20 protein-coding genes and 2 pseudogenes are annotated in these 24,376 nt (G+C 74.7%); 10 read left to right on the forward strand and 12 right to left on the reverse strand.

Annotated elements, in window-relative coordinates; all coding sequences use genetic code 11:
- A pseudogene (locus tag ABTY40_RS29475) lies at positions 1-1,464 on the reverse strand (DNA-binding protein); the annotation flags it as partial.
- A gap of 82 nt (positions 1,465-1,546) precedes the next feature.
- Between ABTY40_RS29475 and ABTY40_RS29480 the strand changes: the two are divergent.
- On the forward strand, positions 1,547-2,530 hold the full coding sequence (locus ABTY40_RS29480; RefSeq protein WP_352062308.1) for a hypothetical protein: 984 nt from the start codon (positions 1,547-1,549) through the stop codon (positions 2,528-2,530).
- A gap of 471 nt (positions 2,531-3,001) precedes the next feature.
- Here the strand turns inward: ABTY40_RS29480 and ABTY40_RS29485 are convergent, their stop codons facing one another.
- From ABTY40_RS29485 to ABTY40_RS29495, 3 genes are all read right to left on the reverse strand, one after another.
- Positions 3,002-3,817, reverse strand: coding sequence for an ABC transporter ATP-binding protein (locus ABTY40_RS29485; protein ID WP_352062332.1), 816 nt, complete (start codon positions 3,815-3,817; stop codon positions 3,002-3,004).
- A gap of 62 nt (positions 3,818-3,879) precedes the next feature.
- On the reverse strand, positions 3,880-4,962 hold the full coding sequence (locus ABTY40_RS29490) for a FecCD family ABC transporter permease (RefSeq protein WP_352062309.1): 1,083 nt from the start codon (positions 4,960-4,962) through the stop codon (positions 3,880-3,882).
- Positions 4,959-5,963, reverse strand: a complete 1,005-nt coding sequence (locus ABTY40_RS29495) for a FecCD family ABC transporter permease (protein WP_352062310.1) — start codon at positions 5,961-5,963, stop codon at positions 4,959-4,961. Before ABTY40_RS29495 ends, ABTY40_RS29490 begins: the two co-directional genes overlap by 4 nt.
- A gap of 126 nt (positions 5,964-6,089) precedes the next feature.
- Between ABTY40_RS29495 and ABTY40_RS29500 the strand changes: the two genes are divergently transcribed.
- A complete protein-coding gene (locus tag ABTY40_RS29500; protein ID WP_352062311.1) occupies positions 6,090-6,770 on the forward strand; it encodes an HAD family hydrolase in 681 nt (226 codons plus the stop codon).
- Here ABTY40_RS29500 and ABTY40_RS29505 read toward each other — a convergent pair.
- Complete coding sequence (locus tag ABTY40_RS29505) at positions 6,758-7,036, reverse strand: hypothetical protein (protein WP_352062312.1); 279 nt, start codon at positions 7,034-7,036, stop codon at positions 6,758-6,760. The genes ABTY40_RS29500 and ABTY40_RS29505 overlap by 13 nt on opposite strands.
- 149 nt (positions 7,037-7,185) lie before the next feature.
- Between ABTY40_RS29505 and ABTY40_RS29510 the strand changes: the two genes are divergently transcribed.
- Entirely contained in the window at positions 7,186-7,569 is a 384-nt protein-coding gene (locus ABTY40_RS29510) for a cold-shock protein (RefSeq protein ID WP_352062313.1), read from the forward strand.
- A gap of 38 nt (positions 7,570-7,607) precedes the next feature.
- On the opposite strand, the gene ABTY40_RS29515 is transcribed toward ABTY40_RS29510, so the two are convergent.
- From ABTY40_RS29515 to ABTY40_RS29530, 4 genes and pseudogenes are all read right to left on the reverse strand, one after another.
- Positions 7,608-8,459, reverse strand: coding sequence for a 1,4-dihydroxy-6-naphtoate synthase (locus tag ABTY40_RS29515; RefSeq protein WP_352062314.1), 852 nt, complete (start codon positions 8,457-8,459; stop codon positions 7,608-7,610).
- Between the two features lie 188 nt (positions 8,460-8,647).
- A pseudogene (locus ABTY40_RS29520) lies at positions 8,648-9,457 on the reverse strand (futalosine hydrolase); the annotation flags it as partial.
- Positions 9,427-9,906: a DUF2771 domain-containing protein gene (locus ABTY40_RS29525; RefSeq protein ID WP_309052294.1), complete on the reverse strand. Its 480-nt coding sequence runs from the start codon at positions 9,904-9,906 to the stop codon at positions 9,427-9,429. The pseudogene ABTY40_RS29520 and the gene ABTY40_RS29525, both read right to left, overlap by 31 nt.
- A gap of 79 nt (positions 9,907-9,985) precedes the next feature.
- Positions 9,986-11,356: an MFS transporter gene (locus tag ABTY40_RS29530; RefSeq protein WP_352062315.1), complete on the reverse strand. Its 1,371-nt coding sequence runs from the start codon at positions 11,354-11,356 to the stop codon at positions 9,986-9,988.
- Positions 11,357-11,900: 544 nt separating this feature from the next.
- On the opposite strand from ABTY40_RS29530, the gene ABTY40_RS29535 reads away from it, so the two are divergent.
- The 3 genes from ABTY40_RS29535 to ABTY40_RS29545 all read left to right on the forward strand — a co-directional run bounded on the left by ABTY40_RS29535 (position 11,901) and on the right by ABTY40_RS29545 (position 16,819).
- Positions 11,901-12,830, forward strand: a complete 930-nt coding sequence (locus ABTY40_RS29535; protein ID WP_352062316.1) for a DUF3027 domain-containing protein — start codon at positions 11,901-11,903, stop codon at positions 12,828-12,830.
- 138 nt (positions 12,831-12,968) lie between these two features.
- Positions 12,969-16,115, forward strand: a complete 3,147-nt coding sequence (locus ABTY40_RS29540) for a sacsin N-terminal ATP-binding-like domain-containing protein (RefSeq protein ID WP_352062317.1) — start codon at positions 12,969-12,971, stop codon at positions 16,113-16,115.
- 131 nt (positions 16,116-16,246) lie between these two features.
- Positions 16,247-16,819: a dihydrofolate reductase family protein gene (locus tag ABTY40_RS29545; RefSeq protein ID WP_352062333.1), complete on the forward strand. Its 573-nt coding sequence runs from the start codon at positions 16,247-16,249 to the stop codon at positions 16,817-16,819.
- A 14-nt stretch (positions 16,820-16,833) separates the two neighbouring features.
- Here the strand turns inward: ABTY40_RS29545 and ABTY40_RS29550 are convergent, their stop codons facing one another.
- Together ABTY40_RS29550 and ABTY40_RS29555 are read right to left on the reverse strand one after the other, a co-directional pair.
- Positions 16,834-19,242, reverse strand: a complete 2,409-nt coding sequence (locus tag ABTY40_RS29550) for an HAD-IC family P-type ATPase (protein WP_352062318.1) — start codon at positions 19,240-19,242, stop codon at positions 16,834-16,836.
- A 144-nt stretch (positions 19,243-19,386) separates the two neighbouring features.
- The gene (locus tag ABTY40_RS29555; RefSeq protein WP_502990708.1) at positions 19,387-19,683 is read right to left on the reverse strand and encodes a DUF2530 domain-containing protein; all 297 of its coding nucleotides are present in this window, start codon (positions 19,681-19,683) and stop codon (positions 19,387-19,389) included.
- Between the two features lie 155 nt (positions 19,684-19,838).
- Here ABTY40_RS29555 and ABTY40_RS29560 point away from each other — a divergent pair, with 155 nt between their 5' ends.
- Positions 19,839-21,287, forward strand: a complete 1,449-nt coding sequence (locus tag ABTY40_RS29560) for an NCS2 family permease (protein ID WP_352062319.1) — start codon at positions 19,839-19,841, stop codon at positions 21,285-21,287.
- Here ABTY40_RS29560 and ABTY40_RS29565 read toward each other — a convergent pair.
- Positions 21,280-21,507, reverse strand: coding sequence for a hypothetical protein (locus ABTY40_RS29565; protein WP_352062320.1), 228 nt, complete (start codon positions 21,505-21,507; stop codon positions 21,280-21,282). The genes ABTY40_RS29560 and ABTY40_RS29565 overlap by 8 nt on opposite strands.
- Before the next feature lie 209 nt (positions 21,508-21,716).
- On the opposite strand from ABTY40_RS29565, the gene ABTY40_RS29570 reads away from it, so the two are divergent.
- The 3 genes from ABTY40_RS29570 to thpR all read left to right on the forward strand — a co-directional run bounded on the left by ABTY40_RS29570 (position 21,717) and on the right by thpR (position 24,338).
- Positions 21,717-22,160 carry a MarR family winged helix-turn-helix transcriptional regulator gene (locus ABTY40_RS29570; RefSeq protein ID WP_352062321.1) on the forward strand — a complete coding sequence of 148 codons (444 nt, stop codon included), beginning with the start codon at positions 21,717-21,719 and terminating at the stop codon, positions 22,158-22,160.
- 27 nt (positions 22,161-22,187) lie between these two features.
- The gene (locus ABTY40_RS29575) at positions 22,188-23,534 is read left to right on the forward strand and encodes an MFS transporter (protein ID WP_352062322.1); all 1,347 of its coding nucleotides are present in this window, start codon (positions 22,188-22,190) and stop codon (positions 23,532-23,534) included.
- A 180-nt stretch (positions 23,535-23,714) separates the two neighbouring features.
- The gene (gene thpR, locus ABTY40_RS29580; RefSeq protein WP_352062323.1) at positions 23,715-24,338 is read left to right on the forward strand and encodes an RNA 2',3'-cyclic phosphodiesterase; all 624 of its coding nucleotides are present in this window, start codon (positions 23,715-23,717) and stop codon (positions 24,336-24,338) included.
- The last annotated feature ends 38 nt before the right edge of the window (positions 24,339-24,376 follow it).

Genomic DNA, 24,376 nt, shown 5'->3' on the forward strand with positions numbered 1-24,376 from the left:
AGCCAGCTCTCGCCCCAGTCGTGCCGGGGCACCCGCCGCAGCGGCCGCCGCGCCCGCGCTCCGCAGCGGCCGCTCCCAGGCCAGCCGGGCGAGCACCGTCTCCGGTTCGGCGGCGGAGCCCGGCGGCAGCGCCGCGAGGAGGGTGAGGACCCGGCGGCGGACCTCCGGGGCGGGCGCCCGGTCCAGGTCGGGGCCGAGCGCCGACAGGGTCCGGCCGCGCGCGTCCTGCCCGCCGACCAGGCCGGAGGTGCGGGTCGCGGTGAGCCAGGCGGTGACGAGCCGCGCCCAGCGTTCGGCGGGCGGCAGGTCGAGCCAGTCGTCGTAGGCGGGGGTCGGCGCGTACCGCTCGTCCGCCTCACCGTCCGAGGCGAGCAGCCCCGCCCCGTGGCAGAGCTCCAGCCAGAACGCGGCCACCGGCTCGGTCACGTCCAGGGCGGCGGCGGTCCGCTTGAGGTCCCGTACGGCCAGGCCGCCCGCGCGCAGCACCGGCGGGCCGCCCCGGTCCCAGGACTTCAGCAGCTCCTCGACCGTGGCCAGCGCCGCGTACGCCTGCCCGGCGGCGGCGCTGTCCACCACCTGGGGACGGTACTCGCGCAGCACCGCCGGGCGCGGCGGCACCGGCTCCGGGTGCCGGTGCGCCCGCCCGCCCCGCAGATGCAGCGCCACCTCGCGCGGCAGCACCATCGTCCGCGGCGACACCGGGAGCAGCAGGCCCCGGTCGCGCAGCCAGCGCACCGGCGGGGCCGGGTCGGCCGTCACCTCGCCGTACGGCGGACCCCACACCAGCCGGTCCAGGACCGCGAGGGCCTCCGGCGGGGCGGTGTCCAGGAGCGCGCCCATCCGCGTCCGGTCGGTGAAGAGTTCCGTGAGGGCGGCGACCGCCGAGACCGGGTCGTGCGTCGCGGGCAGCCCGGCCGCGGCCAGGATCTCCTGCACCCGGCCCGGCGACATGCCGGACGTCGCCTCGGCGACCGTCGGCCCGAGGCCGGTCGGGGAGGGGTGCTGAGGCGAGGGCGCCAGCAGCTCCCGCGCGGTCCGCACCAGCCGCAGCCGCTCGTCCTCGCCCCACACCAGCGCCTGTTCGCGCAGCAGCGCCACCGCGCCGGGCAGCGCGGCCTCGATCTCCGCGTCGCCCTCGTCACCGGTGAGCAGCGCGAGGAGGACGGGGTACGGGGCGGGGTCCGGGGCCACGGCCAGCGCCTCGGCCGTCTGGAGCGCGAACCGGTCGAGCCGCTCCAGGGCGCGGACGACCGAGCCGCGCGTGCCGGCGCGGGTGGCCAGCTGCGTCAGGTCGTTCGGGACCGGCGACAGCAGGTCGGGGCGGGCGCGCAGGAGCGCGGCGAGCCCTTCGTCACCCCGCGCGCGCAGCGCTTCCGCGAGCGTGCGCGGCGGCGCGGCGGCGCCGTTCCCCTCGGGACGTCCCTGCGGCACGTGCGCCTCCCGGTCGAGCTCGCCGATCCCCATCCGCACCACGTTAGCCCCTGATCGGGCGCACACAGGCGCTACCGTCGACGCGTAGCGGGCGCACGGGCCGTGGAGGGGCAGCATGGGCATCGAGAGCGACCAGTTGGTCTTCGACTATCTGAGCCGGGTGGGCGACGTGGCGCAGCAGCGCCACCTGCCCGCGAGCGACCGGGCGCGCCTCGTGTCGGAGCTCCGGGACGAGATCGACCGGCGGCGGGCCGGGCGGGGCGGCCGGAACCCGGCGGCGGTACGGGGCATCCTCGGCTCGCTCGGCACGCCGGACGAGGTCGTGGACCGCGTGGGCCGGACGGACGGCGGGGCGGACGGTGAGCCGGGCGAGGGCCCGCGAGACGCCCTGGTGAAGGGGGAGCCCGCCCCTGGTCCGGTGGCCACGAAGGCCTCCGTCCCCCGGCCGCGTACGGGCGGGCCCCCGGCGGCCGGGGACGACGACCCTGCCGCCGACGGGGAGACCGACTGGTGGCGGGCCGGCGAACCCGAGGCCCTGCCGCCCGGCTTCCACGGTGGCATCGAGGCCCCCGAACTCTTCGCCCCGCCGGTCCCGGAGGACGACGCGGAGGAGCCGGAGGGTGCGGACGGGGACGGCGAGAAGCGGGGCCGGCTCGCACGCCTGCTGCGCCGGCGCCGGCCGGACGGGACCCCGGCCGCCGGCGAGGACGAGGCGCGGGCCGCGGGACCGGTGGCCGTGGAGACCGGCCGGGCCCGCCCGCGCCTGGCCAACCCCTTCGTCCTCCTCGCCGCCCTGCTTCTCCTCGGCGGCGCCGCCTTCGGCTCGCTCCTCGCCCTCGCGGCCGGCTGGCTCCTCGCGTACGCCTCCCGCCGCCTCACGCCCGCCGAGACCAAGACGGCCGTCCTGGTCCTGCCGGGCCTGGCGGCGGCGGGCGGGATCGCCTGGCTGTGGGGCCGCGTCGACGGCCGCTGGGGCGCCCCGCTCGAGGGAGGCGGCGAGGCGATGGGCGCGGCGATCGGCGAGACCTGGCCGTGGGTCCTGCGCGGCGCGGCCGTCGCCTCGGCCCTGTTCCTGATCTGGCGCTCGCGCAGGCGCTGACCGGCCCGACCCCCCGGCCGGGCGGGTGCGTGGTCCCGCCCGGTCCTCGTGTCCCGGCCGGCCTGCCGCCGGGGTTCAGTGGTGAGCGTCGGTTTCGTGTCCGCTCGCGCGGCGGGGCCCGGCCCCCGGTCGTCGGGCGGTGCCGTCCTGGCCGGGTCGACCGGTGTGCGGCCCCTGCCCGGTCCTCGTGTTCCGGCCGGGCCGTCCGGCCGCCGGGGTTCAGTGGTGAGCGTCGGTTTCGTGTCCGTCCGCGCGGCGGGGCCCGGCCCCCGGTCGTCGGGCGGTGCCGTCCTGGCCGGGCCTTCGGTTCCCGGTGCGGTGCTGTCCCCGCCGAGCCCTCCCCGACGGGAAGACCCGTGCGCGGTCCGCCCCTCTCCCCGGGGCCCGACCCCCTTGGGGTGAGCCGTCCACCGGACCTCGGCCCACGGCCGCCGCGTCCGGGCGTCACCCGGAGGACCGGCACGCCCCGCGTCAGCCCGTGACCGTCACCTCCGCGTCCGCGTCCACGTCCGCCCGCCACGGCGCGCCCGGCACCACCAGCGGCGATCCGGTCACCGGGTCCGGGACGACGACCGCGTCCAGGCCGAAGACCTCGCGCACGAGGTCCGCCGTCACGATGTCGCCGGGCGCGCCCTCCGCCACGATCCGGCCCTCCTTCATGGCGACGAGGTGGTCGGCGTACCGGGCGGCCTGGTTCAGGTCGTGCAGGACGACGACGACCGTCCGGCCCCGGACCCGGTTGAGCCGGCGGACCAGGTCCAGGACCTCCACCTGGTGGGCGATGTCCAGATAGGTGGTCGGCTCGTCCAGGAGCAGCAGGTCCGTCTCCTGGGCCAGGGCCATCGCGATCCAGACGCGCTGGCGCTGCCCGCCCGACAGCTCGTCCACGGACCGGTCGGCGAGCGCGGCCACGTCCGTGCGCTCCATGGCCTCGACGACCGCCCGCTCGTCCTCCTCCGACCACTGCTTCCACCACGCCTGGTGCGGCTGGCGGCCCCGGGACACCAGGTCCGCGACGGTGATCGCCTCGGGCGCGACCGGCGTCTGCGGCAGCAGCCCGATCGCGCGGGCGATCCGCTTGGTGGGCAGCCGGGCGAGTTCCCGGCCGTCGAGGAGCACCGCCCCGCCGGCGGGCCTGAGGAGCCGGCCGAGGGCCCGCAGGGTGGTGGACTTGCCGCAGGCGTTCGGGCCGACGATCACCGTGACCTCGCCGTCGGGGATCGCCAGGTCCAGCTCGTGGACGACCGTGCGGTCCTCGTAGGCGAGGGTCAGCCCGCGCGCGGCCAGCCGGCCGCCACCCGCGCCACCCGCCGTACCCGCGCCGCCCTTCGTACCGGGAACCGGATCACTCACGCCTTGCCTCCTGCGGTACGGCTCCGGACGATGAGCCAGATCAGATACGGGGCGCCGACCGCCGCCGTGAGGACGCCCACCGGCAGTTCGACCGGCGAGAACAGCCGCCTGCCGAGCAGGTCGGCGAGGACCACGACCGCCGCGCCCATGAGGGCCGAGCACAGCAGCGGGATCTGCGCGGTCCGCGTCATGCGCCGGGCGATCTGCGGGGCGAGCAGCGCCACGAAGTCGACCGGTCCCGCGACGCCCGTGGCGACCGACGCGAGGACGACGCCGACCGCGACGAGCCCGAGGCGTACCCGCCCGAGCCGCACGCCGAGGGCGGTCGCCGTGGAATCGTCCAGAGAGACCGTCCGCTGCGCGCGGGCCGCCCACAGGACGGCGGGCAGCATGATCAGGAGCGTCCAGCGGATCGGGGCGGACTCGTCCCAGCCGCGCCCGTTGAGGGAGCCGGTCATCCAGATCTGCGCCTGCTGGGCCACCAGGTAGTCGCCCTTGGTCATGAACAGGGTCGTCAGGGACCGCAGCGCGATGGCGAAGCCGATGCCGATGAGCACGAAGCGGGTCGCGTGCAGCCCGCCGCGCCAGGCGAACGCGTACACCAGCGCGGAGGCGAGGACGCCGCCCGCGATCGACAGGTAGGGCAGCGCCGTGTACGAGGTGAGGCCGAAGGTCATCGCGGCGACGGTGAACGCCCCGGCGCCCTGGCTGATGCCGATGATGTCGGGGGAGGCCAGGGGGTTGCGGGCCACGGTCTGGATGAGGGCGCCCGCGACGCCGAAGGCTGCGCCGACGGCGAGGGCCACGACGAGCCGGGGCTCGCGCAGCTCCTCCACCACGAACGCGGCCGGCGAGTCCCGCCCGAGCAGCACCCGTACGACCTCGGCGGGTTCGACGAACCGCTCCCCGACGCAGAGGTACGCGACGGAGGCGGCGGCCAGGAGCAGCAGCAGGCCCGTGGCGACGGCGGCCGAGCGCCGGTGGACCAGGAAGGAGGAGCGGCCGGCACGGACGAGCCCGTACCCGGCGGGGCGGACGGCGGGCCGCTTCCCGGCCGTGGCGGTGGCGGTGGCGGTCACGCGGGCACCGCCTTCCTGCGCACCAGGGTGACCAGGAACGGCACCCCGATCAGGGCGGTCATCACGCCGGCCGGCACCTCGCCGGGCGGGAAGACGATCCGGCCCGCGACGTCGGCGACGAGGACCATCACGGGCCCCACGAGGGCGGCCATCGGCAGCACCCACCGGTGGTCGGAGCCGACGACGGCCCGCGCGATGTGCGGGACGGCGAGGCCGACGAAGGCGACGGGCCCGGCGGCGGCGACGGCCGCGCCCGTGAGGACGGTGGCACCGGCGCCGCCGACGATCCGGACCGTCGCGACCCGCTGCCCGAGCCCCTTCGCCACGTCCTCGCCGAGCGCGAGCGCGTCCAGGCCCCGGGCGACGGAGACCACCAGAACCGCCCCGAGCAGCAGGAACGGCCAGATCTGCCCGGCGATCGTGGCGTCGCGCCCGTCGAGGGAGCCGATCTGCCAGAACCGGAACTCGTCCAGGGCCGAGGCCTTGGTGGTGAGGACGCCGGTGGTGAGGGAGAGCAGCAGCGCATTGACCGCGGCGCCGCCGAGCGCCAGCTTCACCGGGGTGGCACCACCGCGCCCGCCGGAGGCGATGGCATGGACCGCGACGGCGGCGAGCGCGGCGCCGAGGAAGGCGAACCACACGTATCCGGACAGGCTGTGCACCCCGAGGAAGGCGATGGCGAACACCACCGCCACCGACGAGCCCTGGCTGATGCCGAGGATGCCGGGGTCCGCGATCGGGTTGCGCGTGATGCCCTGGAGGGCGGTGCCGGCGAGCGCGAGGGCGGCGCCCACCATCAGCCCGATCAGGGTGCGGGGCAGCCGCAGCTGCCGTACGACCTCGGCGTCGTCGCCCGGGGCGGCGTGCAGGAGCGCGTCGAGGACCACCGACGGGGCGATGGCGCGGGCGCCCACGGCGAGGCTGAGGAGGACGGCGAGGAGCAGGGCGACGACAGCCGCCGTGGTCGCGAGGACCCGTCTGGAACGGAGAGCGGCTGGCATGGAGACCCATCGGGGGTGGTGCGCGGCCGGGCGCCCGGGAACGGCGGCCGGAGGAGCGGGCGGGTTCGGTAAGGCTTGGCTCAGTCTAAGCAGCGCCCGGTGGCCGAAATCGAACACCCGGGCACAATGGCCCCCATGACCTCCGCCCCGCCGCCGCCGTCGCCCGCTCCCGCGCCCTCGTCGCCGACCCCGGTCCCCCCGTCCCGGCTCACCGTGGGCTTCGACCTCGACCTGACGCTGATCGACTCCCGCCCCGGCATCAAGGCGGCCTGGGAGGCGTTCTCCGCCGCGTACGGCGTGCCCGTGGACGCGGACCTCGTCGTCAGCCGGCTCGGGCCGCCGCTGGAGCACGAGATGGCCCACTGGGTGCCCGCGGCGCGGGTGAAGGAGATGGCCGCCCGCTACCGGGCCCTCTACCCCGAGTACGCCGTCGAGCCGTCACCGCCCATGCCGGGCGCGCGGGAGGCGATCCTCGCCGTCCGCGCGGCGGGCGGGCGGACGCTCGTCGTCACCGCCAAGAACGGACCGCACGCCGAGCTGCACCTCGCCCACCTCGGCATCGAGCCGGACGCCGTCGTCGGCGGCCTGTGGGCCGAGGGCAAGGCGGAGGCGCTGCGGGCCCACGGCGCCGGGGTGTACGTCGGCGACCACGTGGGCGACGTGCGCGGAGCGGCCGCGGCGGGCGCCCTCTCGGTGGCCGTCGCCACCGGTCCCTGCCCCCCAAAGGAGCTGCGCGAGGCCGGTGCGGACGTGGTCCTGCCGGACCTGACGGACTTCCCCGCCTGGTGGGACTCCTACCGGGCCTGAGCCGGTGAGGCCGAGCCGGCTCGGGCCTGGCGGCGCTGGGCGGCGATCGACCGCAGCACGCCCGCGCCGGCCAGCAGGAAGCCGACTCCCATGAGCATGGACACGCAGTACGCGACCGTGGGGAACGGGTCGGTGCCGAGGAACAGCGGAGCCACGGTGACCAGCGTCGCCAGCGCGCCGACCGCGAAGACGATCACACCGGTCTTGACGAGGCCGTCGCCCGGGGCGCTGTCGTTCACCGGTGCGGCGGGGGTTTCACTACGCATCCCGCCAGGGTAGTTCCCAGGCCGGGGCTCCACATCGGCGGCGTCTTGTCACCGGTCCCCGGACCCTTAACCTTGGTGGCGGCGGGTCGGTCGGCCCGCTGTTTGCCATACCCATCCGACGAGCAACGAGTACGAGGACGAGGACGGACGTGCCTACCGGCAAGGTCAAATGGTTCAACAGTGAGAAGGGCTTCGGCTTTCTCTCCCGCGACGACGGCGGTGACGTCTTCGTCCACTCGTCGGTGCTCCCCGCCGGGGTCGAGGCGCTGAAGCCGGGACAGCGGGTGGAGTTCGGCGTCGTGGCCGGGCAGCGCGGAGACCAGGCGCTGTCGGTGACGGTCCTCGACCCCACCCCGTCCGTCGCGGCCGCGCAGCGGCGCAAGCCCGACGAGCTGGCGTCCATCGTGCAGGACCTGACGACGCTCCTGGAGAACATCACGCCGTCCCTGGAGCGGGGCCGCTACCCCGACAAGGCGCACGGCAAGAAGATCGCCGGCCTGCTGCGGGCGGTCGCCGACCAGCTGGACGTGTAGCGCCCGCCGCGGGCGGCCCGAGGCCGCCCTCGGGGGCCTCAGGGGAACGACAGCGCGTCAGGGCCGAGGGGCGGTACGAGCCCCTCGGCCGCCGCGCGGGTGAGCAGCCCGCGGACCGCCGCGTAGCCGTGCTCGCCGAGGTCGGCGGTGAACTCGTTGACGTACAGGCCGATGTGCTGGTCGGCCACCTTCGGATCCATCTCCTGGGCGTGTTCCAGGACGTACGGGCGCGAGGCCGCCGGGTCGTCCCAGGCCATCCGCACCGACGCGCGGGCCGCGTCCGCGAGCCGCCGCAGCGTGTCCGCGCCGAGCGAGCGGCGGGCGACGATCGCCCCGAGCGGGATCGGCAGACCGGTGGTCGACTCCCAGTGCTCGCCCATGTCGGCCAGGCAGTGCAGCCCGTAGTTCCGGTACGTGAAGCGGGCCTCGTGGATGACGAGCCCGGCGTCCACCTTGCCGTCCCGGACCGCCGGCATGATCTCGTGGAACGGCATCACGACGACCTCCCCGACCCCGCCGGGCACGGTCTCGGCCGCCCACAGCCGGAAGAGGAGGTAGGCGGTCGAGCGCTCGCTCGGCACGGCCACCGTCCGCCCGGCCAGGTCGGCGCCGGTGCCGGCGTCACGGGTGAGCACGAGCGGCCCGCAGCCCCGGCCGAGGGCGCCGCCGCAGGGCAGCAGCGCGTACTCGTCGAGGATCCAGGGCAGCACCGCGTACGACACCTTCAGCACGTCGTGGTCGTCCGCGCCGCTCTCCGCCCACCCGTTGGTGACGTCGATGTCGGCGAAGGTCACGTCCAGGCGCGGCGCGCCGGGGACGCGGCCGTGCGCCCAGGCGTCGAAAACGAAGGTGTCGTTCGGGCAGGGCGAGTAGGCGATCTTCAGTTTCACGCGGATGCCTCCACGGAGCCGGGACGGGGCCCGGAACCGGACGCGGACCCGGGACGGGGAGCGGTGTCGGGAACGGAGCCCGACCCGGTGTCGGGAACGGAGCCGGACGCGGACGCGGGGACGGCGTGGCTGTCCGGCACGGAGCCGGTGGCGGCCCGGGCGTCCGGGACCGCCGCGAAGCCGGTGCCGGCCAGCTCCCCGAACCCCTGGCGCAGCGCGCCCAGGGCCTCGCCGACGCGCCACGCGGCCCGGTCGCGCGGGCCGACCGTGTTCGACACGGCCCGGACCTCCACGACGGGCACGCCGTACGCGGCGGCGGCCTCGGCCACGCCGAAGCCCTCCATCGCCTCGGCGGCCACGCCCGGATGACGCCCCGCCAGCTCGGCGGCGCGCCGGGCGGTGCCGGTGACGGTGGAGACGGTGAGCACGGGCGCCACGGTGCAGGGCAGACCCGAACCGGCCAGGGCGTCGGCCAGCGGCCGGGTCAGCGCCTCGGGCACCCGATGCGCGGAGCGCCCGAACCCGAGCTCCTCGACGGCCAGGTACCCGTCGGGCGTCTGGGCCCCCAGGTCGGCGGCCACGATCGCCCCCGACACGACGAGCGACCCGAGCGGCGCGACCGGCTCGAACCCCCCGCCGATCCCGGCGGACACGACGAGGTCGTAGGGCGCGGAGGCTCCCGTCACGGCGTCCGCAGGAGAGGTCTCCCGCAGCGCCGCAGTCGCCAAGGCCGTACCCGTCGCGGCGGCGGCGGCCGCGGGGCCGACACCGCCGACGAGCACGTCCACCCGCACGGCCCCGGACGCACCGGCCGGCAGAAAGGCGTGGCGGCGCAGGGTGAGGCCCCCCGGCAGGGGCACGGCCCTCGGGGCGCCGGACGGCAGGCCGGCGGCGACGGAGTCCGCCTCCGCCGCCACGGCCGTCACGATCAGGATCCGGCGGGTCACCGCCGGATCAGGAGTCGGACTCAGGAGTCCTTCTTCAGCTGGAAGTGCCAGATGCCGGTCAGCTTCTTGCCGGTGTTCTCGACGATGGTCACCTGGGTGGTGTTGGTGCTCTCGCCGCTCTGGCTGGAGAAGAAGGCGCTGGCCGGAATGGTCCGGTACGTCTTCTTGTACGGCTCCGGCTCGGCCTGCTGGCCGCCCAGGAAGATGGTCCAGCCGTGGTCCGCGATCTCGGGGTCGACCCCGAAACGGATCTTGTCGTCCATCGCCACGGTGATGGACTTCTCGGCCTTCTTGTTGAGGCACTGCTGGATCTGCGACTCCTTGATGGCCTCACCGCCGTTGTAGCAGGCGGCCTCGGAGTGGACCGAGTCGGTCCCGACCGTCACGGTCGCGAGCGGAGTCGGCTTGTCGCATGCGGAGAGGACGAGGAGCCCGGCGGAGACGGCCCCGAGGGCGACGGCGGCCCGGCGGCGCGAGCCGGTGAAGAACGCAACGGTCATGAGCCGAAGGCTATCGGGCCGCGCCGCCCGCGCCACGCGGGGGTACGGCGTGCCGCCGCCCCGACCCCCCGGACACCCCCTACGCCACCCGGTTCGGGGTGCGGCCCTCGGCGCCGGAGCGGGGGCGGCGGGCCGCCGACAGCAGCCCCCGGACGGCGAGGAGCGCGCCCAGGCCGAGGATCGCGGCGGCGACCGCCATGCCGAGCGGGCCGCTCAGCGGCAGGGCGATGCCGATGCCGCCGCCGACCACCCACGCCATCTGGAGCGCGGTCTCCGACCGGGCGAAGGCCGAGGTCCGCACCTGCTCGGGCACGTCCCGCTGGATCAGCGCGTCCAGGGACAGCTTCGACAGGGCCTGGGTGAGACCGGCGACCGCGCCGAGCACGGCGACCATCAGGCCGCCGAAGAAGACGGCCGCGCAGACGGCCGCCGTGAACACCGTCGTGATCATCGTGGCGATGATGGTCTCGGGACGGTGGCCCCGGTCCCGCAGCAGCGAGCCGACCGCCGTGCCGCAGGCGTTGCCGACGCCCGCCGCCACCCCGACGATGCCCAGGGAGACGGCGGCGCTCTGCCCCGACAGCGGATGCTCGCGCAGCAGGAACGCCAGGAAGAAGATGAGGAAGCCCGCCAGCATGCGCTGCGCGGCGTTCGCCTGGAGGCCGTGCAGGACGGACGGGCCCACCGTCCGCAGGCTCGGCCTGCGCTCCCCGTGCGTCAGCAGGTGCGCCCGCCGCTCGCCCTTGGCCGAGTCGACCTTGTGCGGCATCCGCAGCGCCCAGAACGTGCCGAGCAGGAACAGCGCGCACGCCCCGTACAGCGGCCAGCCGGGGCCCACCATCTGGAGCCCGGCGCCGACGGGCGCGGCGACACCGGTGGCGAGGAGCCCGGCGAGGGTGACCCGTGAGTTCGCTCTGACCAGGGAGAATTCCGAGGGCAGCAGCCGGGGGACGACCGCGCTGCGGACCACTCCGTACGCCTTCGAGGCCACCAGCACGCCGAGCGCCGCCGGATACAGCTCCAGGCCGCCGGTGGCGACCGCGCCCGACATCATCACGGCCAGCACCGCGCGGGTGAGCATCGCGCCCGCCATGGCGGCGCGCCGCCCGTGCGGGATGCGGTCGAGGAGCGGGCCGATGACGGGCGCGAGCAGGGTGAAGGGGGCCATCGTGACGGCCAGGTAGAGGGCGACCCGCCCGCGGGCCTCGTCGGTGGGCACGGAGAAGAAGACGGTGGAGGCGAGGGCGACGGTGATCATGACGTCGCCGGCGCCGTTCACGGCGTGCAGCTCGATCAGCTTGCCCAGGCCCGACTCGCCCGCGCCCTGCGCGTGCGTCGCCCGCCGGATGCCGCGCGCCGTACCGGTGAACGGCAGGTGCAGGGCACGCCCGACCGACCGGCCCGCTCGACGGAGCGGCCCGGCGTGCTCGTGGGACCGTGCGGCTGCCACTCCGTCATAGTGCCCCAAGGGTGCGCCCCCCGAACCGTGGCGCGGCGGGTGGAGTCCCCGCGGCCCGGGCCCGGGGAGTCCCCGCCGCGCACCGCGCCGCGGGGTCTCCGTACGGGCCGCCGCACCCGCCCGGAAGGGCGGCGCCGCAAGGGGAGTCGTACGGTTCGGGACCCGGGCGCCGCACGGTTTGTCGTACGAGTGGCGGCACGCTGCCGCACCGGTTCACGGGCGGATTCCGTACGGGTGGAAGCCCGGGCGTGGCGCGGTGTCGGGCGTCCGCGATGCGGGCCACTTGGGGCGGGCAGGTGGGCGGCGGCCCGCGAACGGGGTAGCGTGCGTAGCGCGCCACCGGCGGTTGCTCTCGGCCGCGCGCCTGTTCGGCATCCCGCAGAATGGATGACGATAGGTGTGCCCGAGACGCGCGAGACAGGTCGGGTGCGGACGTCGATGCGGCCCTCCGGTCCGCTCCGCCCGCCGCCCGGTGCCTCGCTCCCGCTCCTCGGCCGGCGCACCCGTGAGACGGCGTAGGAGAGAAGCGAGACCTGTGAGTGCTGCGACGACGCGAAGCCGTACCCCGCGTACCCCGCGAGCCACGCGTACCCCGGACCGCCTGTGCGCCGAGGCGGTAGACCTGGCGAGGGCGGCCGCCGAGGAGGCGGCCGCGCCCGGAGTCGTCGGGGAGTACGCCGGAGCCGTCGCGGAGGGCGACCGGGTCGTCACGCACTTCTTCGAGTCCAGTGAGCCGGGCTACCGCGGCTGGCGCTGGGCCGTCACCGTCACCCGCGCCTCCCGCGCCAAGAACATCACGCTCGACGAAACCGTCCTGCTGCCGGGCGCCGACGCGCTCCTCGCCCCCGAGTGGGTGCCGTGGAGCGAGCGGCTGCGGCCCGGCGACATGGGCCCCGGCGACCTGCTGCCCACCGAGCAGGACGACCTGCGCCTGGAGCCGGGGTACACGGGCGAGGACGCGCCGCCGCCGAACTCGGCCGTCTCCGAGGAGATGGCCGAGCACCTCGACGCCGAGGACGCGGAGATCACCGACCGCACGCCGTCGCGGGGGGCCATCGCCTCGGTCGCCGAGGAGCTCGGCATGCGCCGGGCACGGGTCCTCTCGCGCTACGGGCTCCACGTGGCGGCGGACCGCTGGGACGAGGCGTTCGGCGCGAAGACGCCGATGGCGCAGGCCGCGCCCGCGTCCTGCGAGTCCTGCGGCTTCCTGGTGCCGCTGGCCGGTTCGCTGCGGCAGGCGTTCGGCGTGTGCGCCAACGAGTTCTCGCCGGCCGACGGCCGGGTCGTCTCCCTGTCGTACGGCTGCGGCGGTCACTCGGAGGCCGCGGTCATGCCGAAGCCCCCGCGCCCGGCGCCGCCGGTCCTCGACTCGATGGCCGCGGACGTCTTCCCGCTCCGCCCCTCGAAGGACTCCGGCTCCACGACGGAACCCGACGCGACCTCCGAGGACCTCGGCCACTCCTGATCCCCGCGCGGCGACCCCGGGGCCCCGGCCCCGGGGCCCGGCGGGGTCGCCCGGCGACGGGCCGCGGGGGTGGTGGCGGGCGCGGTACCTTCGGGCCCCGGTGTACTCACCGGCCCGCACCACACACCACCCCGCAGAGTGGAGTCAGACGTGAGCGTCAGCGTCCGGACGACGACCGACGGAAGCGACCCCTTCGGCACCGCACGGCTCCGGCGGGGCGTGCTCGACGCCTGGGCGGCCTCGCCCGCCCGGTTCCGCGAGGACGCCAACGCCGAGGAGGACCTCGCCCTCGGCGGCTACCGCGACCGCCTCGTCGTCGAACTCGCCCAGAACGCCGCCGACGCCGCCCACCGGGCCGGTGTCACCGGCCGCCTCCGCCTCACCCTGCACCCGGCGGGCCCGGACGGCCCCGCCGTCCTCGCCGCCGCCAACACCGGCGCCCCGCTGGACGCCGCCGGCGTCGAGTCGCTGTCCACCCTCCGCGCCTCCGCCAAGCGCGAGCACGGCCCCGGCGCCGTCGGCCGCTTCGGCGTCGGCTTCGCCGCCGTCCTCGCCGTCAGCGACGAGCCGGCCGTCCTGGGCCGCCACGGAGGCGTCCGCTGGTCCCTCGCGGAGGCCCGGGAACTCGCCTCCGACGTGGCCCGCCACAGCCCGGGCCTCGGCGACGAACTGCGCCGCAGGGACGGCCACGTACCGCTGCTCCGGCTGCCCCTCCCCGCCGAGGGCACCGCCCCCGAGGGGTACGACACCGTCGTCGTCCTCCCGCTGCGGGACGCCGCCGCCCAGGCCCTCGCCGAAGGCCTCCTCGCGGCCGTGGACGACACACTCCTGCTCACCCTTTCGGGTCTCACCGAGATCGTCGTGGAGACGGCCGGGACCGTACGGACCCTCACCCGTTCCGAGCACGACGGCTACGTGCACATCGAGGACTCGGCGTCCGGCGCCCACCGCTGGCGGGCCGTCACCCACGGCGGCCCGCTCGACGCCGATCTCCTCAGGGACCGCCCGGTCGAGGAGCGCCTGCGCCCCCACTGGTCCGTCACCTGGGCGGTCCCCGTCAACGACGACGGCACCCCCCGCTACCCCCGCAGCGCCCCCGTCGTTCACGCCCCGACGCCCACCGACGAACCCCTCGGCATCCCCGCCGTCCTCATCGCCTCCCTCCCGCTCGACACGGCCCGCCGGCACGTGGCGCCCGGCCCGGTCACCGAGTTCCTCGTGCAGCGCGCGGCCGACGCGTACGCCGAACTGCTCGCCGACTGGCGGCCGGTGACGCCCGCCGCGCTCGACCTCGTCCCCGGCCCGCTCGGCAAGGGCCACCTGGACGGGGCGCTGCGCGAGGCGATCCTCGACCGGCTGCCCCGGGTCGCCTTCCTGGCCCCGGCCGTGCCCTCCGAGTTCCTGCCGGCGCTCCGCCCGGTCGAGGCGGAGGTCGTGGAGGGCGCCGGCGCCGAGACCGTACGGGTGATGGCCGAGGTGTTCCCGACGCTGCTGCCGGCGGGCCTTGAGCGCCGGCCCGAGCTGCGGACGCTCGGCATCGGCCGGGTGCCGCTGACCGAGGCCGTCGACCGGCTCGCCGGGGTGGACCGGCCGGCGACCTGGTGGTGGCGGCTCTACGACTCCCTCGCGGGCGTCGACCCCGACCGGCTGACGGGCCTGCCCGTGCCGCTCGCCGGCACCGGCGAGGACGGCACCCGGGTGCGTACCGCCGTCGGCCCCCGGCAGGTCCTGCTGCCGCAGGACCGCACACCCGCGGAACTGGCGCGGCTCGGCCTGAAGGTGGCGCACCCGGACGCGGCGCACCCGCTCCTGGAGAAGCTGGGGGCCCTTCCCGCGACCCCCCGCGCCGTCCTGACCACCCCCCAGGTGCGGCTCGCGGTCGCGGCCTCGCTCGACGTGGGCGAGGTGTGGGACGAGGACGTGGACGTGCCGGACGCCGAGGAACTCGCCGAGACCGTCCTCGGCCTGGTCCGGGACGCGGAGCTCGAACCGGGCGACGAGCCGTGGCTGGCCGCCCTCGCCCTGCCCGACGAGGACGGCGAACTCGCGCCGGCGGGCGAGCTGGTGGTGCCCGGCTCGGCCTTCGCCGCCGTCATGCGCGAGGACGAACTGCCTTTCGTGGACCCCGACCTCGCCGCCCGCTGGGGCGAGAAGCCGCTCGCCGCCTGCGGTGTCCTCGCGAACTTCGCCCTCGTCCGCACCACCGACCTCGTCCTCGACCCGGACGAGGTGGAGCCCCGCGAGGGCGACTACCCGGAACCGGACGACGCCGGGCTCCTCGACGCCGTCGACGTGTGGTGCGAGGACGTCCTGGACCGGCTGCCGATGACCCCGGTGCCGCCGGTGGCGACGGAGATCGTGGCCGTCCGCGACCTGGACCTGGTGGACGACGACGCCTGGCCGCAGGCCCTGGCGCTGCTCGCCCGGCCGCCGCTGCGGGACGCCCTCATCCAGCCCGTGCGGGTCCTGCTGCCCGACGGCACCACGGAGAACGTCCGCTCCTACACCGCCTGGTGGCTGCGCGACCACCCCGTCCTGGACGGCCGCCGGCCCGCCGGCCTGCGCGCCGCCGGCACCGACCCGCTCCTCGTCGGCCTGTACGACTCCGCCGACGCGACCGGCTTCGACGACGAGCAGGTCCTGCGGGCGCTCGGCGTCCGCACCTCCGTCGCCGCGCTCCTGGACGAGCCGGGCGGCGCGGCCGAACTCCTCGGCCGGCTCGCGGACCCCTCCCGCGAGGTCACCGGCGCCCAGCTGCACGCCCTCTACACGGCCCTCGCCGACCTGGACCCGGACCAGGTGACCCTGCCGGACGAGCTGCGCGCGGTCGTCGACGGCGAACTCGTCGTGGTGGACGCCTCGGAGGCGCTCGTCGCGGACGCCCCGGACCTCCTGCCGCTCACGGCCGGACTGCCGCTGCTGCCGGTCTCCCCGTCCAGGGCGGCCGACCTGGCGGACCTGCTCCAGGTGCGGCGCCTGAGCGAGACCGTCGACGCCGAGGTGAGCACGGTCGGCGAGGAGCACGAGGTCCCGGCCGCCGTCCACGCCCTCCTCGGCCCGGCCACCCCCGCCACGTACATCGAGCACGAGGAACTCCGCGCGGCCGGCCGCGAACTGGACTGGCGCCTCACTCCCGACGGCGTCCTCCACGCCGCCACCCTGGAGGGCGTCGCCGCCGGCCTCGCGTGGGCCACCGCCCAGTGGCCCCGCCGCTTCGAGGTCGCCGCCCTCCTGGAGGACCCCTCCCGCACGGCGGAACTGGCCCGCGACAGGTGGTTCGACTAGGCGGAGCGGGACGCGGGCGGCCCTCACCGATGAGTTTCGCGGGGGCCGCCGGTCAGAGAGGTGGAGCAGGCGCGGGGGAGCCCTCAGGGCCCCCGGCCGCCGAGGAGGTACCGAAGATGGAGGACCGAGAAATGCGCACCCTGATCAGCACCGCTTTCGTCTCGCTCGACGGCGTCGTGGAGGCGCCCGGCGGCGAGGCCGGCTACCGGAACGCGGGGTGGACCTTCAAGGACGTGGAGTTCCTGCCCGAGGCGTACGAGATCAAGGCGCGGGAGCAGAAGGAGGCCGGCGCGATGCTGCTCGGCCGGGTCAGCTACGAGGCGTTCAGCCCCGTGTGGCCCGGCATGGAGGACTTCGCCGGCTACAAGGAGATGCCGAAGTACGTCGTCTCCACCACCCTCGGCGAGGGCGACCTGGTGACGGACTGGGGCGAGACGGCGATCCTGCGCTCGCTGGACGAGGTCGCCGCCCTGAAGGAGACCGAGGGCGCGCCGATCATCGTCCACGGCAGCGCCTCGCTGACCCGCGCCCTCGGCGACGCCGGGCTGATCGACCGCTACCACCTGCTCGTCTTCCCGGTCCTGCTGGGCGCGGGCAAGCGCCTCTTCGGCGCCGCCGACAAGGACGCCCAGAAGCTGAGGCTGGTCGAGCACGAGGCGTACGCGAACGGCGTGCAGAAGAACGTCTTCGACGTCGTCCGCTGAGGCGGCGGCAGGCCCTACGCGGGGACCTTCCGGTCCACCCACCGCCAGGCGGCCTCCAGGAGCGCCGCTCCCGCCGCCGCCACGGCGACCGCCGCCCACGGCATGGTCACGCCGACCAGCTTCAGGGCGAAGAACTCCTGGAGCCAGGGCACGACGAGGACCAGGAGGAACGCGCCGCCCATGGTGGCGACCAGGGCGATCCGCCACCACGTGTAGGGGCGGGCGACGATCGCCAGCACCCACAGGGAGACCAGGAAGAGGGTGAGGGTGGCGGCGCTGGTCTCGGCGTCCAGCGCGCCCGGGCCGGTGTAGTGGTGCCGGGCGAGGAGGTAGGTCGTGAAGGTGGCGGCCGCCGCGATGACGCCGCCCGGGATCGCGTACCGCATCACCCGGCGGACGAAGTTCGGTTTCGCCCGCTCCTTGTTGGGCGCGAGGGCCAGGAAGAAGGCCGGGACGCCGATGGTGAGGGTGGAGAGCAGGGTCAGGTGCCGCGGCAGGAACGGGTACTCGACCTGGGTGCAGACCACCAGGATGGCCAGCAGGACGGAGTAGACCGTCTTGGTGAGGAAGAGGGTGGCGACGCGGGTGATGTTGCCGATGACCCGCCGGCCCTCGGCGACCACGGAGGGGAGGGTGGCGAAGCTGTTGTTCAGGAGCACGATCTGCGCGACCGCCCGGGTCGCCTCCGAGCCCGAGCCCATGGAGACGCCGATGTCGGCGTCCTTGAGCGCCAGGACGTCGTTCACGCCGTCCCCGGTCATGGCGACGGTGTGCCCGTGGGACTGGAGCGCGGCCACCATGTCCCGCTTCTGCTGCGGGGTGACGCGACCGAAGACCGCGTTCCCGTCGAGGACCTTCGCCATCTCCTCCCGGTCGTCGGGCAGCTTGCGCGCGTCGACCGTGTTCTGCGCGCCCGGCAGGCCGAGCTTGCCCGCCACCGCGCCGACGGAGACCGCGTTGTCGCCGGAGATCACCTTCGCGGCGACGTCCTGGTCGGCGAAGTAGGCGAGGGTGTCGGCGGCGTCGGGGCGCAGCCGCTGCTCCAGGACGACGAGGGCGGTGGGGCGGGCGTCGGCGGCCACGTCCGGGGAGTCGAGCTCGCGGGTGGTCCGGGCCAGCAGCAGGACCCGCAGGCCCTGCTCGTTGAGGTGGTCGATCTCGGTGAGCGCCGGGTCCCCGGGCGGCAGCAGTACGTCGGGCGCGCCGAGCAGCCAGGCGGACTCCTCGCCGTTGCCCTCGCTGAACGCGGCCCCGCTGTACTTGCGGGCGGAGGAGAAGGGCAGCGCCTGGACGCAGCGCCAGTCCTCGGCGTCGGGGTAGGCGTCGATGATCGCCTGCAGGGAGGCGTTGGGGCGCGGGTCGGACTCGCCGAGCGCGCCGAGCACCTTCCGTACGTACGCCTCGTCGGCGCCGTTCAGCGCCCGCAGCTCGGTGACGTCCATGCCGCCCTCGGTGAGGGTGCCGGTCTTGTCGAGGCAGACGACGTCGACGCGGGCGAGGCCCTCGATGGCGGGCAGTTCCTGCACGAGGCACTGTTTGCGGCCGAGCCGGATGACGCCGATGGCGAAGGCGACGGAGGTGAGGAGCACCAGGCCCTCGGGGATCATGGGGACGATGCCGCCGACGGTGCGGGCGATCGAGTTCTTGACGTCGGTGTCCTTGACGACGAGCTGGCTGATGACGAGGCCGGTCGCGGTCGGGACCATCATCCACGTGACGTACTTGAGGATGGTGGAGATGCCGCTGCGCAGCTCGGAGTGGACGAGGGTGAAGCGGGACGCCTCCTCGGCGAGCTGGGCGGCGTAGGCCTCGCGGCCGACCTTGGTGGCGGTGAAGGCGCCGCCGCCGGCGACGACGAAGGACCCGGACATGACGGTGTCGCCGGGCTGCTTCACGACCGGGTCGGCCTCGCCGGTGAGGAGGGACTCGTCGATCTCCAGGCTGTCGGCCTCGGCGACGACCCCGTCGACGACCACCTTGTCGCCCGGGCCGAGCTCGATGAGGTCGCCGAGGACGATCTCGGAGGTGGAGATCTCGCCGGAGAGGCCGTCGCGGCGGACGGTCGGCTTCGCCTCGCCGATGACGGCCAGCCCGTCGAGGGTCTTCTTGGCGCGGAGTTCCTGGATGATGCCGATGCCGGTGTTGGCCAGGATGACGAAGCCGAAGAGGCTGTCCTGGATCGGGGCGACGAACAGCATGATCACCCAGAGGACGCCGATGATGGCGTTGAAGCGGGTGAAGACGTTGCCGCGGATGATGTCGGCGGTGGAGCGGCTGGAGCGGACCGGTACGTCGTTCACCTCGCCGCGTGCGACGCGTTCGGCGACCTCGGCGGAGGTGAGGCCGGCGTTCCGGTGCACGACGGGAGGGTCGGCCTCCGTCGGCCCGCCGCCGTCGGTGTCGATCTTCGCCCGCTGAGTCATGCTTCCGACGGTACGACCGGAAGGGCGCGTTCACCCGCCGAGCGGCCGGAAGATCAGACCGGGGGAGGACGGAAATGGTCCCCCGGTACGACAAACCGGCCGGGAACCCCGGGACCGACCCCGACACGCCTCCGGGGCGGGTCCCTACTGGCTCCCGGACCCGGCCTCCGGGGCCGCCGCGCGGGCCGCCGCCTCGTGGCGCTTGATCGCCGCGTCCCGCTTCCGTACGTACCAGATGCCGATCAGTCCGAGCCCGCCGCCGGCCAGGCAGGTCCACACCCACCAGGCGAGGTCCCGGTCCTCGAACCAGCCGTAGAAGGGGACCTGGACGAGGAAGAGGACGAACCAGAGGATCGTGCCGCCGGTGATGGTGCCGACGACCGGCCCTTCGAGGGGCTCGGGTGCCTCGTGCTTCGGTGATCCCGAAAGAATGCCGGTCATGCGGCTCAGTCTAAGCGGCCGAAATCTGGGTCTACGCGCGGAGATGGACTCCCCCTCGTTCATGTGTTCATACTGAAACGGTTTGCCTGTGGCGGGTTTCCTTCGTATGAACCGCCAATCAAGGACATCCCGTACGAGGACTCCCAAGGACTCCCATGAGCACCACGGCCACCGCCAAGGCCTCCCCCGAGCCCGGCGGCCCTCACCAGCCCACCTCCGGCCTCGACCGCTTCTTCAAGATCTCCGAGCGCGGTTCCACCGTCGCCCGCGAGGTCCGCGGCGGCTTCGCCACCTTCTTCGCGATGGCCTACATCATCGTGCTGAACCCGATCATCCTCGGCAGCGCCAAGGACATGTACGGGAACCAGCTCGACGGTGGTCAGCTCGTGACGGCCACCGTCCTCACGGCGGCCTTCTCGACCCTCCTCATGGGCGTCATCGGCAACGTGCCGATCGCCCTGGCCGCCGGCCTCGGCGTCAACACGGTCGTCGCCCTCCAGCTCGCGCCCAAGATGTCCTGGCCGGACGCCATGGGCATGGTGGTCCTCGCCGGAGTCGTCGTCATGCTGCTGGTCGCCACCGGCCTGCGCGAGCGCGTGATGAGCGCGGTCCCGGTCGGCCTGCGCAAGGGCATCGCGATCGGCATCGGCCTCTTCATCATGCTCATCGGCCTCGTCGACTCGGGCTTCGTCTCCCGCATGCCCGACGCCGCGCACACCACCGTCCCGCTCCAGCTCGGCGGCGGCGGGCACCTCACCGGCTGGCCGGTCCTCGTCTTCGTCCTGGGCACGCTGCTCACCCTCGCGCTGCTGGTCCGCAAGGTGCCGGGCGCGATCCTCATCTCGATCGTCGTCATGACGGTCGTCGCCATGATCATCAACGCCGTCGCGACCGTGCCCTCCTGGGGCCTGACCACCCCGAAGTGGCCGGGCAACCCGCTCGCCACGCCCGACTTCGGCCTGGTCGGCGAGGTCAGCCTCTTCGGCGGCTTCGGCAAGGTCGGCGTCCTCACCGGCTGCCTCTTCGTCTTCACCGTGCTGCTGTCCTGCTTCTTCGACGCGATGGGCACCATCCTCGGCGTCGGCGACGAGGCCGAGCTGATGGACAAGGACGGCAACTTCCCCGGCATCAACAAGGTGCTGCTCGTGGACGGCCTGGCCGTCGCCTCCGGCGGCGCGACCTCCTCCTCGGCCACCACCTGCTTCGTGGAGTCCACGGCGGGCGTCGGCGAGGGGGCCCGTACCGGCCTGGCCTCGGTGGTGACCGGCGGTCTCTTCTCGGTGGCGCTGTTCCTCACGCCGCTGGCGACCATGGTCCCCTCCCAGGCGGCCACCCCCGCGCTCCTCGCGGTCGGCTTCCTGATCCTGGCGGGATCGGTCAAGGACATCGACTGGAGCGACTACACCATCGCGGTGCCGGCGTTCCTGGCGATGCTGATGATGCCCTTCACGTACTCGATCACGAACGGCATCGGCATCGGCTTCATCACCTTCAGCGTGCTGCGGCTCGCCGCGGGCCGGGGCCGCGAGGTCCCGGTGGCGATGTACATCGTGTCGGCGGTCTTCGTCTTCTACTACGCGATGCCGGCGCTCGGCCTCACGTGATCCGGTGGCCCGGGGCCGCGCCCTCGGACGCCGCCCCGGCCCCGGCTCCGTAGAACTTCTCCGTCTCGTCGACGGCGGTCTTGAACCGCTCGTCGAAATCCTCGCGAACGAGCGTCCGGACGACATAGTCCTGGACGCTCGTTCCCCTTTTGGCGGCGTGACTCCGGAGCCGGTCGAGCAGCTCACCGTCGATGCGCAGGCTGAGCACTGTCGATCCCATGCCGTTCAGGGTCGGGGCAGGCCGGGCCTCTTGGCGTCACTTTCCGGATCCGACTCACTCGTTCGGGTGATACATGGCGCCGGAAGCGTGATCCGCGCCCGTACTTCTTCACGCCTGCCCCCCTCGTCACTGTGGTGCGCGTGTGACCCTCGCTACGTCGGGGTGTGAACGTTGGTATTTAGCGAGAGTAATGAGTTAGGCTAACGACTATGCCAGATCTGTCCCACGGCTCGCCCGACGACGCCGCGGCCGTGAACGCGCTCCGCTCCTCCGTCATGCGGCTGAGCCGACGCCTCAAGCACCAGCGTGTCGACGAGTCGCTCAGCCCGACCGAGATGTCGGTGCTCGGCACCCTGTCGCTCTGCGGTTCGGCCACCCCCGGTGAGCTGGCCCGCAAGGAGCACGTACAGCCGCCCTCGATGACCCGCATCGTGGCGCTGCTCGAAGCCAAGGGACTGGTCCGGCTGGAGCCGCATCCCGACGACCGCCGGCAGAAGGTGGTCAGCCCGACCGAGCGTGCCGAGACCATGCTCGACGAGTCCCGCCGCAAGCGGAACGCCTGGCTGGCCGCCCTCGCCGAGGGTCTGGACGAGGACGAGTGGGCCCGGCTGCGTGCCGCCGCCCCGGTCCTGGAGAAGCTCGCGCACCTGTAGACCGAGAGCCCGAGGAGGCGACGCACTTTGAGTACGGGACCCGGAGCAGACTCCGCACCCGTCCACAAACCCGAAACCAACACCCCCCGCCCGGGCAAGGGGACCTTCTCCTCGCTCGCGATCCGGAACTACCGGCTGTTCTTCACCGGAGCGATCGTCTCCAACACCGGTACGTGGATGGCCCGGATCACCCAGGACTGGCTGGTCCTGAGCCTCACCGGCTCGGCCGCCGCCGTCGGCATCACCACGGCCCTGCAGTTCCTGCCGATGCTCCTCTTCGGCCTGTACGGCGGGGTCATCGCCGACCGCTACCCGAAGCGCCGCCTGCTGCTGGTCAGCCAGGCCGCCCTCGGCCTGTGCGGGCTCGCGCTCGCCGCCCTGACCCTCTCCGGTCACGTCCAGGTCTGGCACGTCTACCTGATCGCCTTCCTCCTGGGCATGGTGACCGTCGTCGACAACCCGGCCCGGCAGTCCTTCGTGTCCGAGATGGTCGGCCCCGGCCAGCTCCGCAACGCGGTCTCGCTGAACTCGGCGAACTTCCAGTCCGCCCGCCTCATCGGCCCCGCCGTGGCCGGTGTGCTCATCGCGGGCGTCGGCAGCGGCTGGGCGTTCCTGCTCAACGGACTGTCCTTCCTCGCCCCGCTCGCCGGCCTCCTGATGATGCGGACGAGCGAACTCCACAAGGTGGAGCGCGCCCCGCGCGGCAAGGGCCAGCTGAGGGAGGGCCTGCGGTACGTCGCCGGGCGGCCTGACCTGATCTGGCCGATCGTCCTCGTGGGCTTCATCGGCACCTTCGGGTTCAACTTCCCGATCTGGCTCACGGCCTTCGCGGACGACGTCTTCCACGTCGGCGCCGGTACGTACGGCTTCCTGAACACCCTCATGGCGGCCGGTTCCCTCGTGGGCGCCCTCGCGGCGGCCCGGCGGGGCTCGACCCGGCTGCGGATGCTGGTGGTCGCGGCGGGCGTCTTCGGCGTCCTGGAGATCGCGGCGGCGCTGTCGCCCGCGTTCTGGCTGTTCGCGCTGCTGCTGGTGCCGATCGGCATGATCGGCCTGACCGTCAACATCACCGCGAACTCCGCGGTCCAGATGGCCACGGACCCGGCCATGCGCGGCCGGGTGATGAGCCTCTACATGATGGTCTTCGCGGGCGGCACCCCGATCGGCGCGCCGCTCCTCGGCTGGGTCACCGACACGTACGGCGCCCGCGCGGGCTTCGCCACCGGCGGCCTGGTCTCCCTCGCGGCGGCGGTCGTCATCGGCCTGGTCCTCGCCCGGGTCGGCGGCCTCCGGGTCGCGGTCGGCTGGCACCACGGCCACCCGAGCGTCCGCTTCGTGCCCGTGCGCCGTGAGCGCCTGGCGACGGCGGCCTGACGGGGACGGGGCGTACGGGGGAGGAGTACGCGAGCGGTACGGCGAGCAGGACGGAGCCGGGTGCGCGGCCGCCACCCGGACCCGGCCCTCCCCGTACGGCTCCCGCCCCCGTACCGCCTGCGCCCCCGTACCGCCTGCGCCGCCCGCACCTCACCGGGCCGCCGGTGCCACACTCGCCCCATGAGGCTTTTCGCCGCCGTCCTCCCGCCCGCCCCGCAGCTGGCCGAACTCGCGGAGACCGTCGACCGGCTGCGCCGGCTGCCCGGTGCCGACGGGCTGCGCTGGACCCCGCGGCCGGGCTGGCACCTCACCCTCGCCTTCATGGGCGAGGTCGACGACGGCCTCCTGCCGGACCTGTGCGACCGCCTCGCCCGCGCCGCGCACCGCACGCCGGCCTTCCCGCTGCGCCTTCACGGCGGCGGCCACTTCGGGCGGCGCGCGCTGTGGACCGGCGCGGCCGGGGGCCTGGACGAGCTGCGGCTGCTGGCCGAGCGGGCCGACGCGGCCGCCCGCCGGGCCGGGGTGGCGATGGACGAGCACCGCCGGTACCAGGCGCACCTGACGGTGGCCCGGGCGCGCGCCGGGGACGTGGACCTGAGGCCCTTCCTGGACGAGCTGGCCGGTTTCGAGGGCCGCCGCTGGCAGGTGGCCGAGCTGGCGCTCGTCCGGTCGAACCTGCCGGTGAGCGGGGTGCCGGGGGAGCGGCCCCGGTACGAGACGGTCGGCGGCTGGCCCCTCGGGGGCGGAGAGGAGGGCGGGGCGGGAAGCCGGGCCGGGAGCGGGCCGGGGACCGGGGCGGGTTAACCTCGTCGGGTGGACCCGAAGACTCGAAACCGGATCAT

The organism is Streptomyces sp. NPDC126503, assembly GCF_040302405.1.
Classification (GTDB): Bacteria; Actinomycetota; Actinomycetes; order Streptomycetales; family Streptomycetaceae; genus Streptomyces; species Streptomyces gulbargensis.

Bases quoted from the DNA above. Each gene is read 5' to 3' on its own strand.
- ABTY40_RS29570 (WP_352062321.1), top strand. From the start codon at position 21,717: ATGCCAGATCTGTCCCACGGCTCGCCCGACGACGCCGCGGCCGTGAAC.
- ABTY40_RS29495 (WP_352062310.1), bottom strand. From the start codon at position 5,963: ATGCCAGCCGCTCTCCGTTCCAGACGGGTCCTCGCGACCACGGCGGCT.
- ABTY40_RS29555 (WP_502990708.1), bottom strand. From the start codon at position 19,683: ATGACCGGCATTCTTTCGGGATCACCGAAGCACGAGGCACCCGAGCCC.
- ABTY40_RS29565 (WP_352062320.1), bottom strand. From the start codon at position 21,507: ATGGGATCGACAGTGCTCAGCCTGCGCATCGACGGTGAGCTGCTCGAC.
- ABTY40_RS29560 (WP_352062319.1), top strand. From the start codon at position 19,839: ATGAGCACCACGGCCACCGCCAAGGCCTCCCCCGAGCCCGGCGGCCCT.
- ABTY40_RS29480 (WP_352062308.1), top strand. From the start codon at position 1,547: ATGGGCATCGAGAGCGACCAGTTGGTCTTCGACTATCTGAGCCGGGTG.
- ABTY40_RS29545 (WP_352062333.1), top strand. From the start codon at position 16,247: ATGCGCACCCTGATCAGCACCGCTTTCGTCTCGCTCGACGGCGTCGTG.
- ABTY40_RS29500 (WP_352062311.1), top strand. From the start codon at position 6,090: ATGGCCCCCATGACCTCCGCCCCGCCGCCGCCGTCGCCCGCTCCCGCG.
- thpR (WP_352062323.1), top strand. From the start codon at position 23,715: ATGAGGCTTTTCGCCGCCGTCCTCCCGCCCGCCCCGCAGCTGGCCGAA.
- ABTY40_RS29550 (WP_352062318.1), bottom strand. From the start codon at position 19,242: ATGACTCAGCGGGCGAAGATCGACACCGACGGCGGCGGGCCGACGGAG.
- ABTY40_RS29525 (WP_309052294.1), bottom strand. From the start codon at position 9,906: ATGACCGTTGCGTTCTTCACCGGCTCGCGCCGCCGGGCCGCCGTCGCC.
- ABTY40_RS29505 (WP_352062312.1), bottom strand. From the start codon at position 7,036: ATGCGTAGTGAAACCCCCGCCGCACCGGTGAACGACAGCGCCCCGGGC.